17 protein-coding genes are annotated in these 16,861 nt (G+C 45.8%); 3 read left to right on the top strand and 14 right to left on the bottom strand.

Going from position 1 to position 16,861, the window contains the following annotated elements:
- Window positions 1-65: 65 nt before the first annotated feature.
- The 9 genes from J2Z65_RS32255 to alaS form a co-directional block, all read right to left on the bottom strand.
- Window positions 66-2,243: a methyl-accepting chemotaxis protein gene (locus J2Z65_RS32255; protein ID WP_240160061.1), complete on the bottom strand. Its 2,178-nt coding sequence runs from the start codon at window positions 2,241-2,243 to the stop codon at window positions 66-68.
- 190 nt (window positions 2,244-2,433) lie between these two features.
- Window positions 2,434-3,717 (bottom strand): peptidase U32 family protein, encoded by a 1,284-nt coding sequence (locus J2Z65_RS32250; RefSeq protein WP_167067881.1) that lies wholly within the window; start codon window positions 3,715-3,717, stop codon window positions 2,434-2,436.
- Between the two features lie 26 nt (window positions 3,718-3,743).
- A complete protein-coding gene (locus J2Z65_RS32245; protein WP_167067884.1) occupies window positions 3,744-4,673 on the bottom strand; it encodes a U32 family peptidase in 930 nt (309 codons plus the stop codon).
- Window positions 4,674-4,710: 37 nt separating this feature from the next.
- Window positions 4,711-5,811 (bottom strand): endolytic transglycosylase MltG, encoded by a 1,101-nt coding sequence (gene mltG, locus J2Z65_RS32240; protein ID WP_167067934.1) that lies wholly within the window; start codon window positions 5,809-5,811, stop codon window positions 4,711-4,713.
- A gap of 109 nt (window positions 5,812-5,920) precedes the next feature.
- Window positions 5,921-6,217 (bottom strand): DUF1292 domain-containing protein, encoded by a 297-nt coding sequence (locus J2Z65_RS32235; protein WP_167067887.1) that lies wholly within the window; start codon window positions 6,215-6,217, stop codon window positions 5,921-5,923.
- On the bottom strand, window positions 6,214-6,522 hold the full coding sequence (locus tag J2Z65_RS32230) for a DUF1292 domain-containing protein (RefSeq protein ID WP_167067890.1): 309 nt from the start codon (window positions 6,520-6,522) through the stop codon (window positions 6,214-6,216). Before J2Z65_RS32230 ends, J2Z65_RS32235 begins: the two co-directional genes overlap by 4 nt.
- A 6-nt stretch (window positions 6,523-6,528) precedes the next feature.
- Entirely contained in the window at window positions 6,529-6,945 is a 417-nt protein-coding gene (gene ruvX, locus J2Z65_RS32225) for a Holliday junction resolvase RuvX (RefSeq protein ID WP_167067893.1), read from the bottom strand.
- Between the two features lie 18 nt (window positions 6,946-6,963).
- On the bottom strand, window positions 6,964-7,224 hold the full coding sequence (locus tag J2Z65_RS32220; protein WP_167067896.1) for an IreB family regulatory phosphoprotein: 261 nt from the start codon (window positions 7,222-7,224) through the stop codon (window positions 6,964-6,966).
- Between the two features lie 114 nt (window positions 7,225-7,338).
- Window positions 7,339-9,966 carry an alanine--tRNA ligase gene (gene alaS, locus J2Z65_RS32215; protein ID WP_167067899.1) on the bottom strand — a complete coding sequence of 876 codons (2,628 nt, stop codon included), beginning with the start codon at window positions 9,964-9,966 and terminating at the stop codon, window positions 7,339-7,341.
- Between the two features lie 461 nt (window positions 9,967-10,427).
- Here alaS and J2Z65_RS32210 point away from each other — a divergent pair, with 461 nt between their 5' ends.
- Entirely contained in the window at window positions 10,428-10,652 is a 225-nt protein-coding gene (locus tag J2Z65_RS32210; protein ID WP_167067902.1) for a DUF3951 domain-containing protein, read from the top strand.
- 225 nt (window positions 10,653-10,877) lie between these two features.
- On the opposite strand, the gene J2Z65_RS32205 is transcribed toward J2Z65_RS32210, so the two are convergent.
- From J2Z65_RS32205 to cymR, 5 genes are all read right to left on the bottom strand, one after another.
- Entirely contained in the window at window positions 10,878-11,948 is a 1,071-nt protein-coding gene (locus tag J2Z65_RS32205; protein ID WP_167067905.1) for an AI-2E family transporter, read from the bottom strand.
- 153 nt (window positions 11,949-12,101) lie between these two features.
- Window positions 12,102-12,302 (bottom strand): hypothetical protein, encoded by a 201-nt coding sequence (locus J2Z65_RS32200; protein WP_079419326.1) that lies wholly within the window; start codon window positions 12,300-12,302, stop codon window positions 12,102-12,104.
- Window positions 12,303-12,312: 10 nt separating this feature from the next.
- Window positions 12,313-12,834, bottom strand: coding sequence for a PRC-barrel domain-containing protein (locus tag J2Z65_RS32195; protein WP_167067908.1), 522 nt, complete (start codon window positions 12,832-12,834; stop codon window positions 12,313-12,315).
- Window positions 12,835-12,862: 28 nt separating this feature from the next.
- Window positions 12,863-14,011 carry a cysteine desulfurase family protein gene (locus tag J2Z65_RS32190; protein WP_167067911.1) on the bottom strand — a complete coding sequence of 383 codons (1,149 nt, stop codon included), beginning with the start codon at window positions 14,009-14,011 and terminating at the stop codon, window positions 12,863-12,865.
- Between the two features lie 9 nt (window positions 14,012-14,020).
- Window positions 14,021-14,440 (bottom strand): cysteine metabolism transcriptional regulator CymR, encoded by a 420-nt coding sequence (cymR, locus tag J2Z65_RS32185; protein WP_167067914.1) that lies wholly within the window; start codon window positions 14,438-14,440, stop codon window positions 14,021-14,023.
- A 309-nt stretch (window positions 14,441-14,749) separates the two neighbouring features.
- On the opposite strand from cymR, the gene mnmA reads away from it, so the two are divergent.
- Both mnmA and J2Z65_RS32175 read left to right on the top strand, forming a co-directional pair.
- On the top strand, window positions 14,750-15,838 hold the full coding sequence (gene mnmA, locus J2Z65_RS32180) for a tRNA 2-thiouridine(34) synthase MnmA (protein WP_167067917.1): 1,089 nt from the start codon (window positions 14,750-14,752) through the stop codon (window positions 15,836-15,838).
- A 33-nt stretch (window positions 15,839-15,871) separates the two neighbouring features.
- On the top strand, window positions 15,872-16,570 hold the full coding sequence (locus tag J2Z65_RS32175; protein WP_167067919.1) for an AlkZ-related protein: 699 nt from the start codon (window positions 15,872-15,874) through the stop codon (window positions 16,568-16,570).
- The last annotated feature ends 291 nt before the right edge of the window (window positions 16,571-16,861 follow it).

The raw sequence follows: 16,861 nt of genomic DNA, 5'->3' as shown, positions 1-16,861 counted from the left end.
CTCTCTTTCTAACAAAAAAAGCCCACCCTCTTTAATAGAGAATGGACTGCGAATAGTATGTAGAATTACACTTCGAATTTGGATAACGTTTCGTTCAGAGACTTGGAAAGCAGATCCAGCTTGTCCGACAATTTCACTAAGCCGTCGCTAATGCTAAGCTGCTCAGAACTCAGGGAAGCTACTTCCTCCGATGTTGCAAGGGATTCCTCAGCTACCGCACTGACATTCGTCATAGCGTCAGAGAGTACAACTTGGGACTGCTCCAACGTGGAAATTGAGTCGCTTACTGTGCTCAACTGCTCAATGAACCCGCCCATGTGGTTGGTTACTTGTTTGAAAATAATATCGGCTTCTTTCACCGCTAAAATTTGCTCTTTGAAGATCGGTGTCGCTGTCGAGAGCACTTTCACCGTCTCATCAATTTCTTTCTGAATGGTTTCTGTAATTTGACCAACGACATCAATGGATTGGCGGGATTGGTCCGCCAGCTTGCGAATTTCATCCGCAACAACCATGAAGCCTTTGCCGGCAGCTCCTGCACGTGCAGCTTCAATCGTCGCATTCAAAGACAAAATATTCGTCTGCTTCGTCATATTATTCAAGAGATCCAAAATTTTGCGGATCGAACGGGTGCTGTCTTTCAAATTGTCGACTTTATCCACCATCGATCGGATCATTTCTTCCGTCAGATTCGTTTTGGAGATGAGTTCGGACATATACTTCGTTCCTTGCTCACTGGAGCTTTGCACATCCGCAGCAGCAGTCCCCATCTCGAGGTTTGCTTCGATCACCTGCTTCATTTGGATGCCAATATGATGCGTCAGCTCATTTCCTCTTTCAGACTCCGTCGCCAAGCCTCCGGCTCCATTGGAAATCTCATCTGTAGCTACAGCAATTTCTCTTGCCGCCGTAGCCGTTACCTTGGAGGAGTTCGTTAACTCTTGCGCGGTTTCAAAAACCGCTTGTGCAGAGGAACTGGTTTGTTGAACCAATGTCGTAATCTGCTGCATCATGACATCGAAGCTCGCACCTAGCTGTCCAATTTCATCCTGTGTTGTATAGTTTGCGCGTACCGTTAACTTACCTTTAGCGCCTTGCTGCATCAGGTTGCGGAGATTAATGAGCGGTCGTCCAATCATTCTAGCAACGAATAATCCGATTAGCACCGCCGCAATAGCCGCAAATAAAGCAATTAGCAGCGTATAGTTGAAAATTTTCTTAGCATCCTTCACAAGAGCGCTAACCGGGATATCCCCAACCAGATTCCAACCGGATATTGAGGATGTGTAATAGGCTACCAAATGATCGTCTTTCGTAATAAAAGAGCCGTGTTCTTCTTCCCTCTGATCCTTGGACAATTGAATGGGAGCATCTTTTTCAAGATCCGCAATCTCTTTCACTGCGATGTTTTTGTTCACTGCATTCGTAATGACAACCTTACTGTCATCACCCAAAGACATGCCATTAATTTCCTTATTCAGGAGCTCTGTACTGAGTTCTAGTAAAAGAACGGCAGACGTGCTGTTCGTCAATGTATTTCGCATTAAACGGCCAATGGCAAACGTATTCGTAGAAGAACTGGAATAGCCTTTGACTTTACTGTCCAACCAAGTGACTTTTCCACCGTTCTCTACAATCTTCTTAAACCAGTCACTCGACCCGGAATTGTCGCTTAATGTACTTCCCCCTGATCCCGTAATGACGATCAGCTTGCCGTCAGGCCGATAGAGATGAAGCGTTTTAATAGACTTGTTTGCAAAGGTCACAACGTTTAATTTATCTGTTAATTGGCGAACAACTTCCAGCGATTCATAAGAAGCAGGATCTAGCGTAGGAACTTTGTCCAAAAGGTCCTGCAGCTCCTTGTTCAACATAATTTGTAAGGATGCATCATCAAAAGTTTGATATAAGAAATCTAGCTTTTGACCCGCTTGCGTCACCGTTTGCAAAGACGATTCTGACACTTTGTTCTTAATAACGTTTTTGGATACGCTGTAAGAAATCATACCGACAATGAGAACGAAGAATAGAATGCTGATAAAAAACATTAAAAACAGCTTCATGCCAACGGACTTCACCGGATTTTCCAACTTAACATGCCTCATTTCTTTAAATGCGACTGTACCCATTTCCTTAGATGTCTTACTTGCTGCGCCAACCATACGACCCCATGGCACATTTCGGCTTGATTGAACGAAGACCTTGTTTAAAAATGCGAGAATACTTTGAAGTCTTTTTTTCATTTTTTTCACCGCCATTAGTTTCTGTTTCTTGTCCCCCTTACTTTTGTCCTAAAATGAAAAGGGTTTCAATTAAGCTTTTAAATTGATTTCGACACAGTTTAACAATTTCCTTTAATATTCGCTCTAAAAAGGCAATAAAAAAAAGAAACTTTCTCCAATATACCCCAGTCTGGAGAAAGCTTCCATGGTACTATTTTCCTGTTTTTTTGCGCATCATATCCCATTTTTTTACAGGTTTTTCCGTTTTAAGTTTAATCACTTGCAGCGGATGCCTTGCTGCATCCAGCTCCTGGCCTTCCTCATTCCAAATCGCGCCAACCTTTTGTTTAAAATGCGTTCCCTCTGGTCCAAAGAATTCAATTTCTTGCCCTGGCTTAAAATGGTTTCTTTGCTGAATCAGCGCGGTGCCGGAGATTTCATCATAAGACAGCACCAAACCTACGAAATCAAAACCGACCACCTTATCTTCTGGTTCGAAAATATGATCTTCATGTCCAGGTGCTTCATAGAAGAAGCCTTCGTTTAAAGGCCGGTTGGCTGCTTTGTGTATCTCTTCCTGCCAAACAGGATTAAGCTTAAAGTGGTCCGGATCTTCAAAGTAAGCATCAATAGCTTGCCGGTAGGCGTTAACAACGGTAGCTACATAATGGATACTTTTCATCCTTCCTTCAATTTTGAAGCTGTCTACGCCCGATTCGATCATATCGGCTATATGCTCGATCATGCTGAGATCCTTCGATCCCATCGTAAAAGCATCATCTTCATCGCCAAACAAAGGCAAATCTGTTGCGAGCGGCGCTGATAAAGGTTGGTCCTTCGCAAACAGATCGTACTTCCAGCGGCACGATTGCGAACAGCCTCCGCGGTTGGAGTCACGATCCGTGAAATGATTGGAAAGTACGCATCTGCCGGAATAAGAACTGCACATCGCCCCATGAATGAAGGCTTCAATCTCAACATCGACGTGCGCTTTAATCTGATCGATTTCCTCCATACTCACTTCGCGGGCCAGAACCACGCGTTCGATACCTTGCTCCTTCCAAAACTTCACGGTTTGCCAGTTCATCACAGACTGCTGCGTACTCACATGGACTTCCAGCTTGGGCGCCACTCTCCGGCACGTTTCCATAATAAGCGGATCCGCCGCGATAATGGCTGAAATACCTACTTCTTGAAGTCCCCGTAAATACTCATCAAGCCCATCAATGTCCTCGTTGTGCGCATAAATGTTCGTGGCAACGAACACTTTTGCCCCGTATCCATTAGCAAACTCAACTGCTTCACGCATTTCCTCCAGCGAGAAGTTATCTGCGCTCGAACGGAGTCCATATTTCTGACCACCAATATATACGGCATCGGCTCCGTAATGAATGGCGAATTTCAGTTTTTCCAAATTGCCTGCAGGGGCAAGTAATTCCGGTTTATGCAGTCTTACACGCTTTCCTCTTGCTCGTGCTTCTAATGCTGTCGTCATCTCGAAAACGCACCTTCTTCCATCTATCAATATACCTGTTCCTTATAGAAAAACCCAAACGACAATTCACGTTCAGAATCTTGCAGTTCCGCTATAGCATCCAACCATTCCTGTTGAAACACAAATCCTTCCGGGTCAGCTGCGTAAGCGTCAATGACGGCACGATAGCTTCTAACGACCGTTTCATTATACTCAGCTGATTTCAATAAACCTTCGATTTTAAAGCTATCGATGCTTCCATCCATAAGCTCAGGCAAATTCTCAAGCATGCAAACATCTTCGGAGCTCATGATGTGCGTGCCATTGCTGTCCTCATACACAGGATAACGCTGATCGCGGCGTTCATGCTCAATCAGGAACAGCCCGCGTTCGATAGAGCGATCCTCGGAGGACGCATCTTTACCTTGGTGCTCCATATAATTTTTCACTAACTCGCGCTTGGAGTGATAAATATTTGTGATGCCATGCACTTGCACTTCAACAGCTAGCTCTGTATGTTCTTTAAAAGCCAATACCTGCTCCATGTTCAGCTCTCTAGCCAGCACAACACGGGCTGCTCCTTGTCTTCCCCAATAGTTCGCAGTCGCGAAATTAGTAGAAGTCATCTCTGCATTCCAATGCAGCGTTAACGGCTTAGGCAAATTGCGCGCAGCCATGAGCACAGCGGGGTCACCGAAAATAACCCCATCCACGCCATACTCCTGTAACTTGCTTAAATACTCAAATAGCCCATCTAAGGAGGCATTATCAAAAATTTTGTTGACCGACACATACACCTTTGCCTGCTTCTCATGCACCCAAGCCACAGCATCCGCGATCTCATCCAGCTTTACTTCTCCGGGAAGCCGCATGGCGTAGCGTTCTTCTCCAACAATCACGCTATCTGCGCCTGCTTCAATAAACCTTTTCAATTCAGCGACTGTGCCGCAGCTTATTACTAGCTCTGGTTTTCTCACTTACTTACCCTACCTTCTGTCAGCTTCCTAAGTCATTCTATTTCGCTGTTTTCTTACTTTCTGCAATATTCTTCTTATGTTCCTCGAATGTTTCGGCGAATAAATGCCCCTTCGTGCCATCCTTCTTTGTTACATAAAACAAATACTTCGTATCCTGCGGGTAAATCGCTGCTTTCATCGAGGCAAGACTCGGACTGGCAATCGGCCCCGGAGGCAGACCTGTATTCAAGTACGTATTATAAGGGCTCTGTATTTGCAAATCCTTCTCCAACAACCGCTCTTTGGACTTATCAAATAAATACTGCACCGTAGCATCAATTTGCAGGGGCATATTCTTCTTCAATCTGTTTTGGATAACGCCGGAAACTAGCGCCCGTTCTTCGTCCTGAACGACCTCCCGCTCAATTAAGGAAGCGATCGTCAACATCTGATGCACGCTTAACCCGCGCTCTTTAAGCTTGTCCTTCCAGTCTGGAGGCAGCGTAGCCAGCTGTTTGTCGAGCTGTTGCAGGGTTCGCTCAATAAACTCTTGTTCCGTTGAACCCTTCTTGAACTCATAAGTCTCCGGGAACAAATACCCCTCAAGCCGGTGCTTCAGACTCTTGTTGTCAGGAATACCGCTCGCGGCGGTGTCTCCTGTCAGGCCTGTCGGAGCATCTGCCAGCTGAAGAAAGACATCCTTGCTCCAAGGCGTCTGCTCACTTATTTTAGATGCAATTTGATCGATAGTGAATCCTTCAGGAATGGTAACGCGAATAACCTCTTCCTTTACGATTTCCCCTTTATTCAGTTTTTCAATCATCTCATCGAACGAAATGCCGGGTTTCATATCGTATTCTCCAGCTTGAAACTTGGATCCCTGTTTTTTCAGTTTCAAATAATACGTAAAAATCGATGCGTTCTTTATAAGTCCCTTCGTTTCAAGCTCCTTAGCGATTTGAGCAGATCCAGCGCCTTCAGGAATGGATACTCTCACTTCCTGCTCAGAGGCTGTTACCGGCTGTAGCCCATTTGCAATATACAACCCAATCCCGCTTGCTGTCCCGATGATAATGAGCAGAATCAGACCCAAAATCAGAAGTGTGAGCTTCAGCTTGCTTCGTTTCGTCGTATACCCTTCGCTCTCTTGATCAAGCATGTTGTTCACGATAATCCTCCTAAGCTGTTTGCTGCAGTAAAACTCTACTATCGCAAGCTCTCCAAGCAAACAAAAACGAGCGGATGCGCTCCGCTCGGTTGTTTACTTCTTACAAGTCATCCTGATCTGGAAATACCATCTCATCGTAGAGCTCCGAAACGGTTTCGTATTCGTCGTCATCTTCGATGGTTTCCAACTCGTATTCCCCGTCCGCCCCTTGAGTCACTCGGAAAACAGCAACTTCGTCTTCCTTCTTGAGTTCATCGGATTGCAAAACGGCATACGTTTTATTGTCATACACGAATTCTTTAAGAAGATGATACACCGTTGATTCATCTTGCTCATCAAATAAAATAATATCATCCCCGTAAGCTTTACGCAATACGTCAGAAGGTGCCGTACTCATGCTTCTTCTTCCTCATCGAACTCTGCCATCAATGTATTGAATGTTTCTTCCACGATGTTCCATTCTTCTTCATCTTCGATGGTAAACAGCTTCAAATCCTCGCCGTCGTCATCTTCTTCATAACGGAATGCGTACACTTCGTCGGATTCTTCGTCTCCTCCGTCAGTAGGCACAACCATCATGTACTTCTTGTCAGAACCGTCCACTTCGAATTTCATGATAACCTCGAACTCTTCTTCGTTGCCTTCATCGTCCGGGATGTAAATGATTTCTGGTTCCTCTTCACGCAATTCTTCTTTGGACATGTTCATTCACCTCTTCATATTGGCATCCATATACCCTTGCAGGATGATCTGCGCAGCCATTTTATCAATGACCTGCTTCCGTTTCTTACGGCTCACATCTGCTTCAAGCAGTGTGCGAGTCGCCGCGACGGTAGTTAGACGCTCATCCCACAAGTGCACTGGTACACTTAATTTTTGTTCTAATTCTTTCGAGAACTCGATGGCAAGTTCGCCACGAGGACCGATCGTATTGTTCATATTTTTGGGTAAGCCGACAACAACTTGCGTGACGCCATACTGTTTGACAATGGCTTCCAGCCGGTCGATGTCTTCTCCTGGCTTACGACGATGTATGACTTCTAGCGCTTGAGCCGTCCATCCGAGCTCGTCGCTCATCGCTACACCAATCGTTTTGTCCCCATAATCCAAGCCTATCCATCTCATGCCGGTTCTCATTTCCTTCTATTTGTGTTGACCCAGATAAGCACGAACTAATTCTTCAATCAGTTCGTCCCGTTCCCGTTTACGAATGAGGCTCCGGGCATTATTATGCCGTGGAATATAAGCAGGATCTCCGGAAAGTAAGTACCCGACAATCTGGTTGATCGGATTATACCCTTTTTCCTGAAGAGCATCGTACACCGCTAATAACACATCTCTCGGCGATGTCTCAATTTCTTCTGCTTTCACGTTGAACTTCATCGTTTTATCCATGGAACTCATCAGGAGCACCCCACTTTCCTTGTGATACCTTTTGTAAAATATTTGAAAACTGTTCCGTGTATACTGGTTTATATTCTCTATGGGTTTAAAAATTCCTGTCCCCAAAAAAAATAATTATGCAAATTGGGAAAGAAGTCCTTCTACGCCGGATAATGCAGCCTCCAATTTGGAAGCATCTTTACCGCCTGCTTGCGCCATATCCGGTCGACCGCCGCCGCTTCCGCCAACAGCCGTCGCCACTTCTTTAATGATTTTGCCGGCATGGAAGCCTTTAGCTACAAGATCCGGTGTGACTGCAGCGACTAAATTGACTTTCTCGTCCGCGACTGCTCCAAGCACGATCACTGCAGACCCAAGTTTCGCCTTCATCTCATCGACAATGTTGCGAAGCGAGTCCATATCCGCTGCGTTCACTTGTGCAGCTAACACGGATACACCTGCGACCTGTTTCACTTGGTCGTTTAACGAACCCGCTTCAATACGCCCGAGCTTGCTGCGCAGCGATTCGTTTTCACGTGCCAGTTCCTTCACTTGCTGCAGCGTTGCTTCCACACGTTTAGGAACATCTTGAACGTTTGATTTCAGCATGCCAGCTGCTTCTTTGAGCAAATGCAGTTGCTGGTCAAGGTATTCGTACGCGCTGCGGCCAGAAACCGCCTCGATCCGACGTACGCCAGATCCGATTCCGGACTCGCTGACGATTTTGAACAATCCGATTTGTCCGGTGTTCTGAACGTGACAGCCGCCGCACAGCTCTAGGCTGTAGTCGCCTACTTGTACAACGCGCACGATATCGCCGTATTTCTCGCCGAACAAGGCCATAGCCCCCATTGCTTTGGCATCAGCAATTGGTTTCAATGAAATATCGACTTGGATGTTATTCCAAATTTGACGGTTCACACGTTGCTCAACATCCTGCAGCTCCTCGCTGCTAATGCTTCCGAAATGCGAAAAGTCAAAACGCAAACGATCCGGCTCAACAAGGGAACCTGCTTGATTAACGTGCGATCCCAAGACTTCCTTCAGCGCTTTGTGCAGCAGATGCGTAGCTGTATGGTTCTTAATGATATCTCCGCGCTCCGCAGCTGCCACTATGGCTTCTACGGTATCTCCTTTGCGCAGAACACCGGACTCCACTACAACCTTATGAATGTGCTGCCCATGCGGCGCTTTGCTAACATCTTCAACCTTCAGCGTTACTTGATTGCTGCGGATGATACCATAGTCGCTCACCTGGCCGCCGCTTTCCGCATAGAAAGGCGTGCGGTCCAGAATCACCTGGCAAGTCTCACCTAAGCCTACGATGTCGACTAGCTCGTTCTCATGAACAATGGCTTCGATTCTAGCAGTAACTACCAATTCATTATAACCAACAAATTCGCTTTTAACCGTCAATTCAGATAGCGGACCGCCCTGTACCTTCATTCCGCCTTCTTTTTGACTAGCCGCCCTTGCACGGTCGCGCTGCTCCTGCATCGATGCGTCGAACCCTTCGCGATCAACCGTCAAGCCCTTCTCTGAAGCGAAATCCTCGGTCAAATCGAATGGGAAGCCATACGTATCATATAGTTTGAAGGCATCTGGTCCACTGATTTGATTCGTACCGGCTTGACGTGTCTTCTCGACCATCTCGGCAAGAATGACCAAACCATCGCTTAGCGTCTCGTGGAAACGCTCTTCTTCAGTACGGATAACCTTCTCGATAAATTCACGTTTGTCTACAACCTCTGTGTAGTAAACGCCCATGATCTCACCGACGGTAGCTACAAGCTTATACAGGAACGGTTTATCCTGACCAAGCACTTTGCCGTAACGCACAGCACGGCGCAGCAAGCGACGAATCACGTAGCCGCGACCCTCATTGGAAGGGAGTACGCCATCGCCTACGGAGAAAGCGACTGTCCGAATGTGATCGGCGATCACTTTAAATGCCACATCGTGATCATCGTTCACATGATAGTTCACACCTGTAAGCTCAGACGTCTTATCGATAATCGGTTTGAACAAGTCCGTGTCGAAGTTCGAATCTACGTCCTGCAGAATCGAAGCGAACCGCTCCAGACCTGCGCCCGTATCGATGTTTTTGTTAGGAAGCGGCGTATAGCTGCCATCCTTGTTATGGTTAAACTGTGTAAATACGAGGTTCCACACTTCCAGGAAGCGCTCATTTTCTCCGCCAGGCCAGCACTCCGGATCAGATAAGTCGCCGTATTTATCCCCGCGGTCATAGAAAATTTCCGTACAAGGACCACATGGACCTTCGCCAATGTCCCAGAAATTATCTTCTTTGAGCTTGTAAATGCGCTCTTCAGGAATACCGATTTGTTTATTCCAAATGTCAAAAGCTTCTTCATCGTCTTCATGCACGGTAACGGAAATACGATTCGGATCAAAACCGATCCACTGCGGATCCGTCAAAAACTCCCATGCCCATGGAATGACTTCTTTCTTAAAGTAATCGCCGATGGAGAAATTACCTAACATTTCGAAAAAGGTATGGTGACGCCGCGTTTTCCCAACGTTTTCAATATCATTCGTCCGAATACATTTTTGTGCGTTTGTAATCCGTGGATTTTCCGGGATTTCCCGTCCGTCCAAATAAGGCTTTAACGGGGCAATACCTGCGTTAATCCATAGCAGTGACGGATCATTATGCGGAACAAGCGAAGAGCTGGGCTCTACCTTATGCCCTTTACTTGCGAAGAACTGCAACCACTTAGAACGAATTTCACTTGCCTTCATAACTCTCAAGCCTCCATATTTTCTATATTGTTTGAAAACAAACAAAAAACGCCCCTGTAACATACAGGGACGAATCATCGCGGTACCACCCTGGTTATTGCGTTCCCCACCGTCCTGACTAGCGGCAGAGGAAACCATGCAATCTCCTTGTGCGGATCTGTAACGGGTCCAACCGGTGGAGTTCTTCCACACTCCGAAATCAGCGTTCAGCCATCCTAGCACCGAGAGGTTCTTGCAGCCGGATTCGCCATGAAATCTGCATTCCGGAACCTCATCTCTGACAGTGGACTATGACTTACTTCGATTTCATCAACGTTTTTGCAATAGATCTAGATAAGGCAAATTATAACTATATGCTGTAACCGTGTCAATATTCATAAACGTTCATGGAACCTTCCTAGGGTGGGCATCGTATCTAACATACATTCCTGTAAAAGTATATCCTCTAGGAAGTGATACGATTGGATCTCTCAACGCTTACACTGCTCGGTTTAATTACGCCTGTTTTTGTACTTGTGATCTATATCATCACCAAAACGCTTATTAAGAAAGAAATTCCGGATAGCCGATATAATCCTTTCGATTATATAACCGGTCAGTCCCGCGTTGAATTTCAAGAGCAAAAAGAGCAAAAAGAAGAAAAGAACGATCAAGGAGACGATAAAGAAAAAGGTCTAAAATCGTAGTTGACAATCGTTCTCAACCAGCGTATACTAAACTCATTGATAATGATTTTCATTATCGAATCGAGCAACAAAAACGAATCAACGCATAATGAATTCCGTAGCCCATTCGATGGTTTACGTACGCCACACCCTTTAATATCCTCAACCCTCGTACAAAACCCCTATGTACCATGATCCCGCAAGTCATGGTGCACGGGGGTTTTGTGCGTCTTCCTTTCTATCCGGCTAGGTTGTAGGCCTGTGGACATAATGCAGGAAGACGTGCTGAATGATAACCTTCATGACCGCGAAAAAGGGTACCGCCAATATTAATCCCACAATACCTGCTACTTCCCCGCCGACCAATAAGGCAAAGATGATGACTAACGGATGCATATGCAGCTTTTTGCCCACCACTTGCGGCGATATGACATTTCCTTCCAGAATTTGGACGGTCAGATTAACGAGCGCAACGAACAGCACCATTTTCAAAGAAATAGTTGAAGCCATAATGATCGCTGGTGCCGCTCCAAAAAACGGCCCTAAATAAGGAATGATATTGAAGATCGCGACCACACTCGCAAGCAGAAGCGCGTAAGGCATGTCAATGAGCCAATACCCCAAATAGGCAAGCCCCCCGATAATAACGCAAACCATAAGTTGGCCGCGAATATAATTTCCAAGTGCCGTATCAATATCAATGAGAAGCTTGACTGTTTTCTTGCGATGCTCCTTAGGAACGATGGCTAGCGCTGTCTTCTCGATAATTTGAAAGTCTTTCATCATATAAAAAGCAACAAACGGGACGATAAAAGCGATAAACAGCATGGAGATCGTACTGCCAATTTGGTTCATGTAGTTCGAAATGGCCATGGAAATGCTGTTTTCCAGCTTTGTTAATGAATGATTGAAACCCATACGCACACTGTCAGGCAGCAGTTGATTTTGATTAAAGCCGTCGACAATCGATTGGGCGCGCATTTCCATCTGCGGCATATGCTCGTTCAATTCCGCGATTTGGGTCATAAACACCGGGGTCATATTCATGATAATGACGGTGAGTGAAGAAATAAATACACAATATATCAGCAGCACGGCAATCGTTCTTGGCACTTTGCGCTGGTTAAGCATATTCACCACCGGGTTCAAAATGTAAGAAATAATCACCGCGATGAAAAATGGCGCTAATATCGCTTTTAAAAAAGTAAACAAGCTTTGTAGAATAGGCTTAATTTGCAGCAGCATATACAAACATGCCAGAGCCAAAAGCAGGTACACCAGCCCTACAAACCATCGATTTCTCCAAAAACGTTCCACTTCGTTCACCTCAGTGATTCCAAATATGTTTGTGCCCATACAGTATATGTACATGCTGGTCAAATTAACCTTCGCATGCTAAAAACAAAAAAACGTTACCTCTCCAGCACAGGGTGTGCTCAAAAAAGTAACGTTTCCAGCTTGCAAGTATGATTAATTTGCGTGTTCTTGGATCAAAGGCATTTCTTCTTCAAAAAATAAATCATCCAGAGAACTTAGCGTTCCGTCTTCCTCTACTTGATACACGGACATTTTCTCTCCGTTGACGCTGAGTTCGATAAAGCAACCCCAGCAATAAAATTGATGGGAACCGATCTTTCCAATATCTTTGGAATTACAGTTTGGACAACGCATCTTGCTCACCCTATTCTTCTTTGGATACGAAGAGTTCTTCTACTTCCTGAGAGCAATGTACAGGCACTATAATGGCATCTTCCCCTTTGGTTGCCGAATCCGGCTTGGGAAGCCATCTACGCCCTTCCTTTAAATCAGAAATAAACCCTTCGGACAATTCATAACCTACTATTTGTTTACCCCAATCTTGGGTTAAATAAACATCTTCAACCACGCCTAATTTGTCTCCACCGACAGTAACCACTGGAAGACCCTTAATCGGGCGGCTGCCTTCCAGAAAAGCATGACATTCATCCGCATGCTCAAACTCGATAATGACATTTTCGTTCGGTATGGTAACGGCATCTTCCCCTGCAGCGATGACTTCATCCCACGGTATGTACCGTAAGGAGGTAAACCACATCTTTGCTTCAAGAATGATGCCTCGTATGTTCCACTCAGGGTCAATCAATAAATCTTTAACTTGGCCTAACTGCTTACCGGAATCTACCGTCAGAACGGGAAGTCCGATCAAATCATGCGCTTTGCGCAAGGTGCTTTCCCCCTAGAACCACCCGGTACTAATTATTACGCAGCCGTTTGACAATGGTTGCAATTTTCTGGGCAGCTGTTTCAATTTGATCTTTAGAATTCCCCATTCCAAAGCTAAATCGAACAGCGGAGGCTGTAACATTTTCTGGGAGTTTCATTGCTTGCAGAACGTGGGACACCTCAAGTGAACCTGACGTACAAGCAGAACCGCTTGCTGCAGCTACATTTTCTAAATCAAGATTCATAAGCAGTGTTTCTGTTGATATTCCTGGAAAACTGATGTTCAGAATATGCGGAACACGTTGTTCGGCATGGCCATTTATCGTAAATTGATCACGGCCTAAATGCTTCTCCAAGCTAGTCACCATGCACTGTCTAAGTTCGGCAGCTTGCTCATACAGATTGTCCACCTCAGGCAGAATCACCTCTAAGGCTTTGGCAAACCCTGCAATGGCTGCGACATTCTCTGTGCCTGCGCGGCGCTTTCTCTCTTGAGCGCCACCATAGACATGAGGAACCAGCTTCGTGTTCTTAGATACATATAACGCGCCTACACCATTAGGCCCATATATTTTATGAGCGGATAAGCTCAATAAATCAATCGGGAGTTCATGAAGATTCAGCGGCAGCTTGCCTAGAGCTTGCACGGCATCAACATGAAATGGAATTTGCCGGCTTTGCGCTATCCGACCTACTTCTTCAATCGGCTGAATCGTGCCGACTTCATTATTCACATACATGATCGAGATGAGAGCCGTATCGGGACGAATAGCCGACTCCACATCTTCGACTTGAATAAGACCAGTCGGACCTACTGGCAGGTAGGTCACCTCGTAACCAAGGGTTTCCAACCGTTCACAGGGATGCAAAACCGCATGATGCTCAATCTGTGTCGTGATGATATGTTTCTTGCCTTCTTTGTTCGCATTGATGATCCCGAAGATCGCCATATTGTTGCTTTCGGTACCGCCGCTCGTAAATATGAGTTCTCCAGGCAAACACCCTAAAGCCTTAGCCGAACCGTCGCGAAACCGATTAAGCGCGGTTCTCGTCGCTCTGCCAAAGCTATGTGTACTAGATGGATTACCAAAGTATGTTGTATAAAAAGGAAGCATAGCTTCCATGACGTCGGGATGCACCGGCGTAGTTGCCGCGTGATCAAGATAAATAGAATTCATAGGACACCCTTAAATATAAAACATGTAGTTGTCGTGCTTGCCAACATCCTCGAAAGAGATCAGATTCGCAAGCGTAGTCGAATCGAGCACTTCCGCAATGCTGTCGCGGATACGCATCCATAAGTCACGCTTTGCCGGGTCATCTTCCTCCGTAAAGTCAACAGGACTAATCGGTCCTTCCAACACACGAATCACTTCTCCAGCTGTCACTTGGTCAGCGGCTTTAGAAAGAATATATCCACCGTACGCTCCACGAATGCTTTTGACCAATCCCGCGTTACGCAAAGGAGCAACAAGCTGCTCGAGATAATGCTCGGAAAGCTGGTGCTTCTCGGCAATACTTTTCAGTGAAGTCGGACCTTCACCAACTCGATTGGCCAGCTCCATCATGATCGTTAGACCATAGCGGCCTTTTGTGGAAATTTTCAAAATTACACCTCATTCAACATTTATGCCATCAAGGGGGCTAATTGATATTACGAAAAAATCTGTTTTGCTTACCATCTGCTTGTCACGCTCAAACATGATACTCGTCCCTATCTAGGTAAACAGCGTTTCCATTTTTAAGAAAAACATTCCTAAACATCCGTATATCGTATATATGTTATCATAAATTCCTTGTTCTGTGGGGGAAAAACAATGACATTCTCATGAAATATTTTAATTTTGAACCATAGAGATGTATAATAGTGAGAGTTTCAAAAAAGTCTTACAGGATGGAAAAGAGGAACACAAGCGATGAATAAAAAAACACGTGTCATTCTGGGTATGTCCGGAGGTGTCGATTCTTCTGTTGCCGCGCTGCTATTGAAAGAGCAGGGGTATGAAGTCATTGGCATTTTCATGAAAAATTGGGACGATACCGATGAATTTGGCCATTGCACAGCCGAAGAAGATGCAGAGGATGTCCGAAGAGTTTGCGACCAGATCGGGATCCCTTTTTATACAGTTAATTTTGAAAAACAGTACTACGACAAGGTTTTCTCTTATTTCTTGGACGAGTATACCAAAGGCCGCACGCCGAATCCTGACGTCATGTGCAACAGGGAAATTAAATTCGGTGAATTGCTCCAAAAGGTCATGGATCTAGGCGGCGATTACATTGCAACAGGCCATTACGCGCAAGTGAAAGAGCAAGATGGTGAATATGTGCTTCTGCGGGGCAATGATCCAGGCAAGGATCAAACGTACTTCCTCAATGTGCTTACGCAGCAGCAGCTCTCGAAAGCGATGTTCCCCATCGGACACCTGCCGAAGCCCGAGGTTCGTAAAATTGCCGAAGCTGCCGGCCTTGCCACAGCCAAGAAAAAAGACAGCACAGGCATTTGCTTCATCGGCGAGCGCGATTTCAAAGAGTTCCTCAGTCAATACTTGCCGGCTAAACCAGGCAATATGGTCGATATTCGCAACGGTGAAATCAAAGGCCGCCATGACGGTCTAATGTACTATACGTTAGGCCAAAGACAAGGGCTTGGCATTGGCGGTTCAGGTTCTGGCGAGCCATGGTTTGTCGTGGACAAAAACTTGGAAACCAACGAACTTCTTGTCGTTCAAGGCGAGCAGTACCCAGGACTCTACTCCAAGGGGCTAACAGCGACAGATGTGAACTGGATCTCTCCGAATAAGCCGCAAGGACCTCTCACTTGCACGGCTAAATTCCGCTACCGTCAGCCTGACCAAGGCGTCGTTCTGACTTTTAAAGAGGATGGCACTGTTGAAGTTGTTTTTGATACGCCTCAGAAAGCCGTAACACCCGGGCAATCCGTTGTTTTCTATGACGGTGACATTTGTTTGGGCGGCGGTGTGATTGATAAGGTTCATAAATAAAATCAAGCCATGTACATGGGTTTAGGTGGAAGGATGATCAGTTTGGCTAAAGTGAATGAAGTAATCAGGCATGCAGCTACGTATGAGGATGTTACGAAAATCGTGAAAGAGGTCGGCATTCTCCCTCTCTCTTCTTTTATTCCCGATCATCCTTCCCTTGAATCTGTGACAACACACGAACAATGGCATACCGGATTAGAGACGGATCCTTGGCTCTGGCGAGATCGCCTGCCGGGTGACGGACTTGCCGCTTATGGACGTTTTTTTGCGAAGAAGCCTCTATTGATTTCAGCGGACCTTTTTCCATTGGTCAAAAATCTGCTAGAGGAACCTTATTCCGTAGAAGAACGCTACGAGGACGGGCAGCTTCCCAAATCGGCAGTAGAGCTGTATCAAGCGGTCGAGGCGAACGAAGGCATTGATGTCAAAGAGTTGCGCGCTGTCACTGGCATGAAGGCCAAGGAATCCAAAAATGAATTTGACCGGGCGCTCGTTGAACTGCAAAGCAAAACAGATATTGTCATTGCGGGGATTAGCGAACGATTGAATGCCAATGGGACGAAGAACGGCTGGAACAGCACCTGCTATATGACCGCGCTGCATTGGATGGAGCTTCATGGCTTAACGGTGAATACTTTACCCACTCCTGAAGCGAAAAGCCAGTTCAGAACGTATATTCAGGAACGTTACAGTGCTGCTGCTGCTCAATATCTTGGCAAGATTTTTAAGTAATAGGGAATTGAAAGATGCAAGGAGCTAAGCGATTTTATTCGTGCTTAGCTCCTTTTTTGTGGCGTCCACTGCCGCTTTCTAGTGTAGGTTATGGGCATGTGAAAGCTGCCCGGGCCGCAATGTCGTCCCCGGCATAGGGTTGTGCAATGGGCACTACAGGGCGCTATTTATGCCAAATAGGCTGCATTTACGGGCTAGCGGTTTGACCCCCTAATTCCGGAGAGTTACCAGTGTAAGAAACAGTAACCTTAGAATTACGTTAATTTGCGTTTGTTTCCGCTCGTTTCCTCC

This window comes from Paenibacillus aceris, assembly GCF_017874035.1.
Classification (GTDB): Bacteria; Bacillota; Bacilli; order Paenibacillales; family NBRC-103111; genus Paenibacillus_E; species Paenibacillus_E aceris.
Note: the sequence above shows the minus strand (reverse complement) of the source record. Positions and strands in the feature narration are given on the sequence as shown.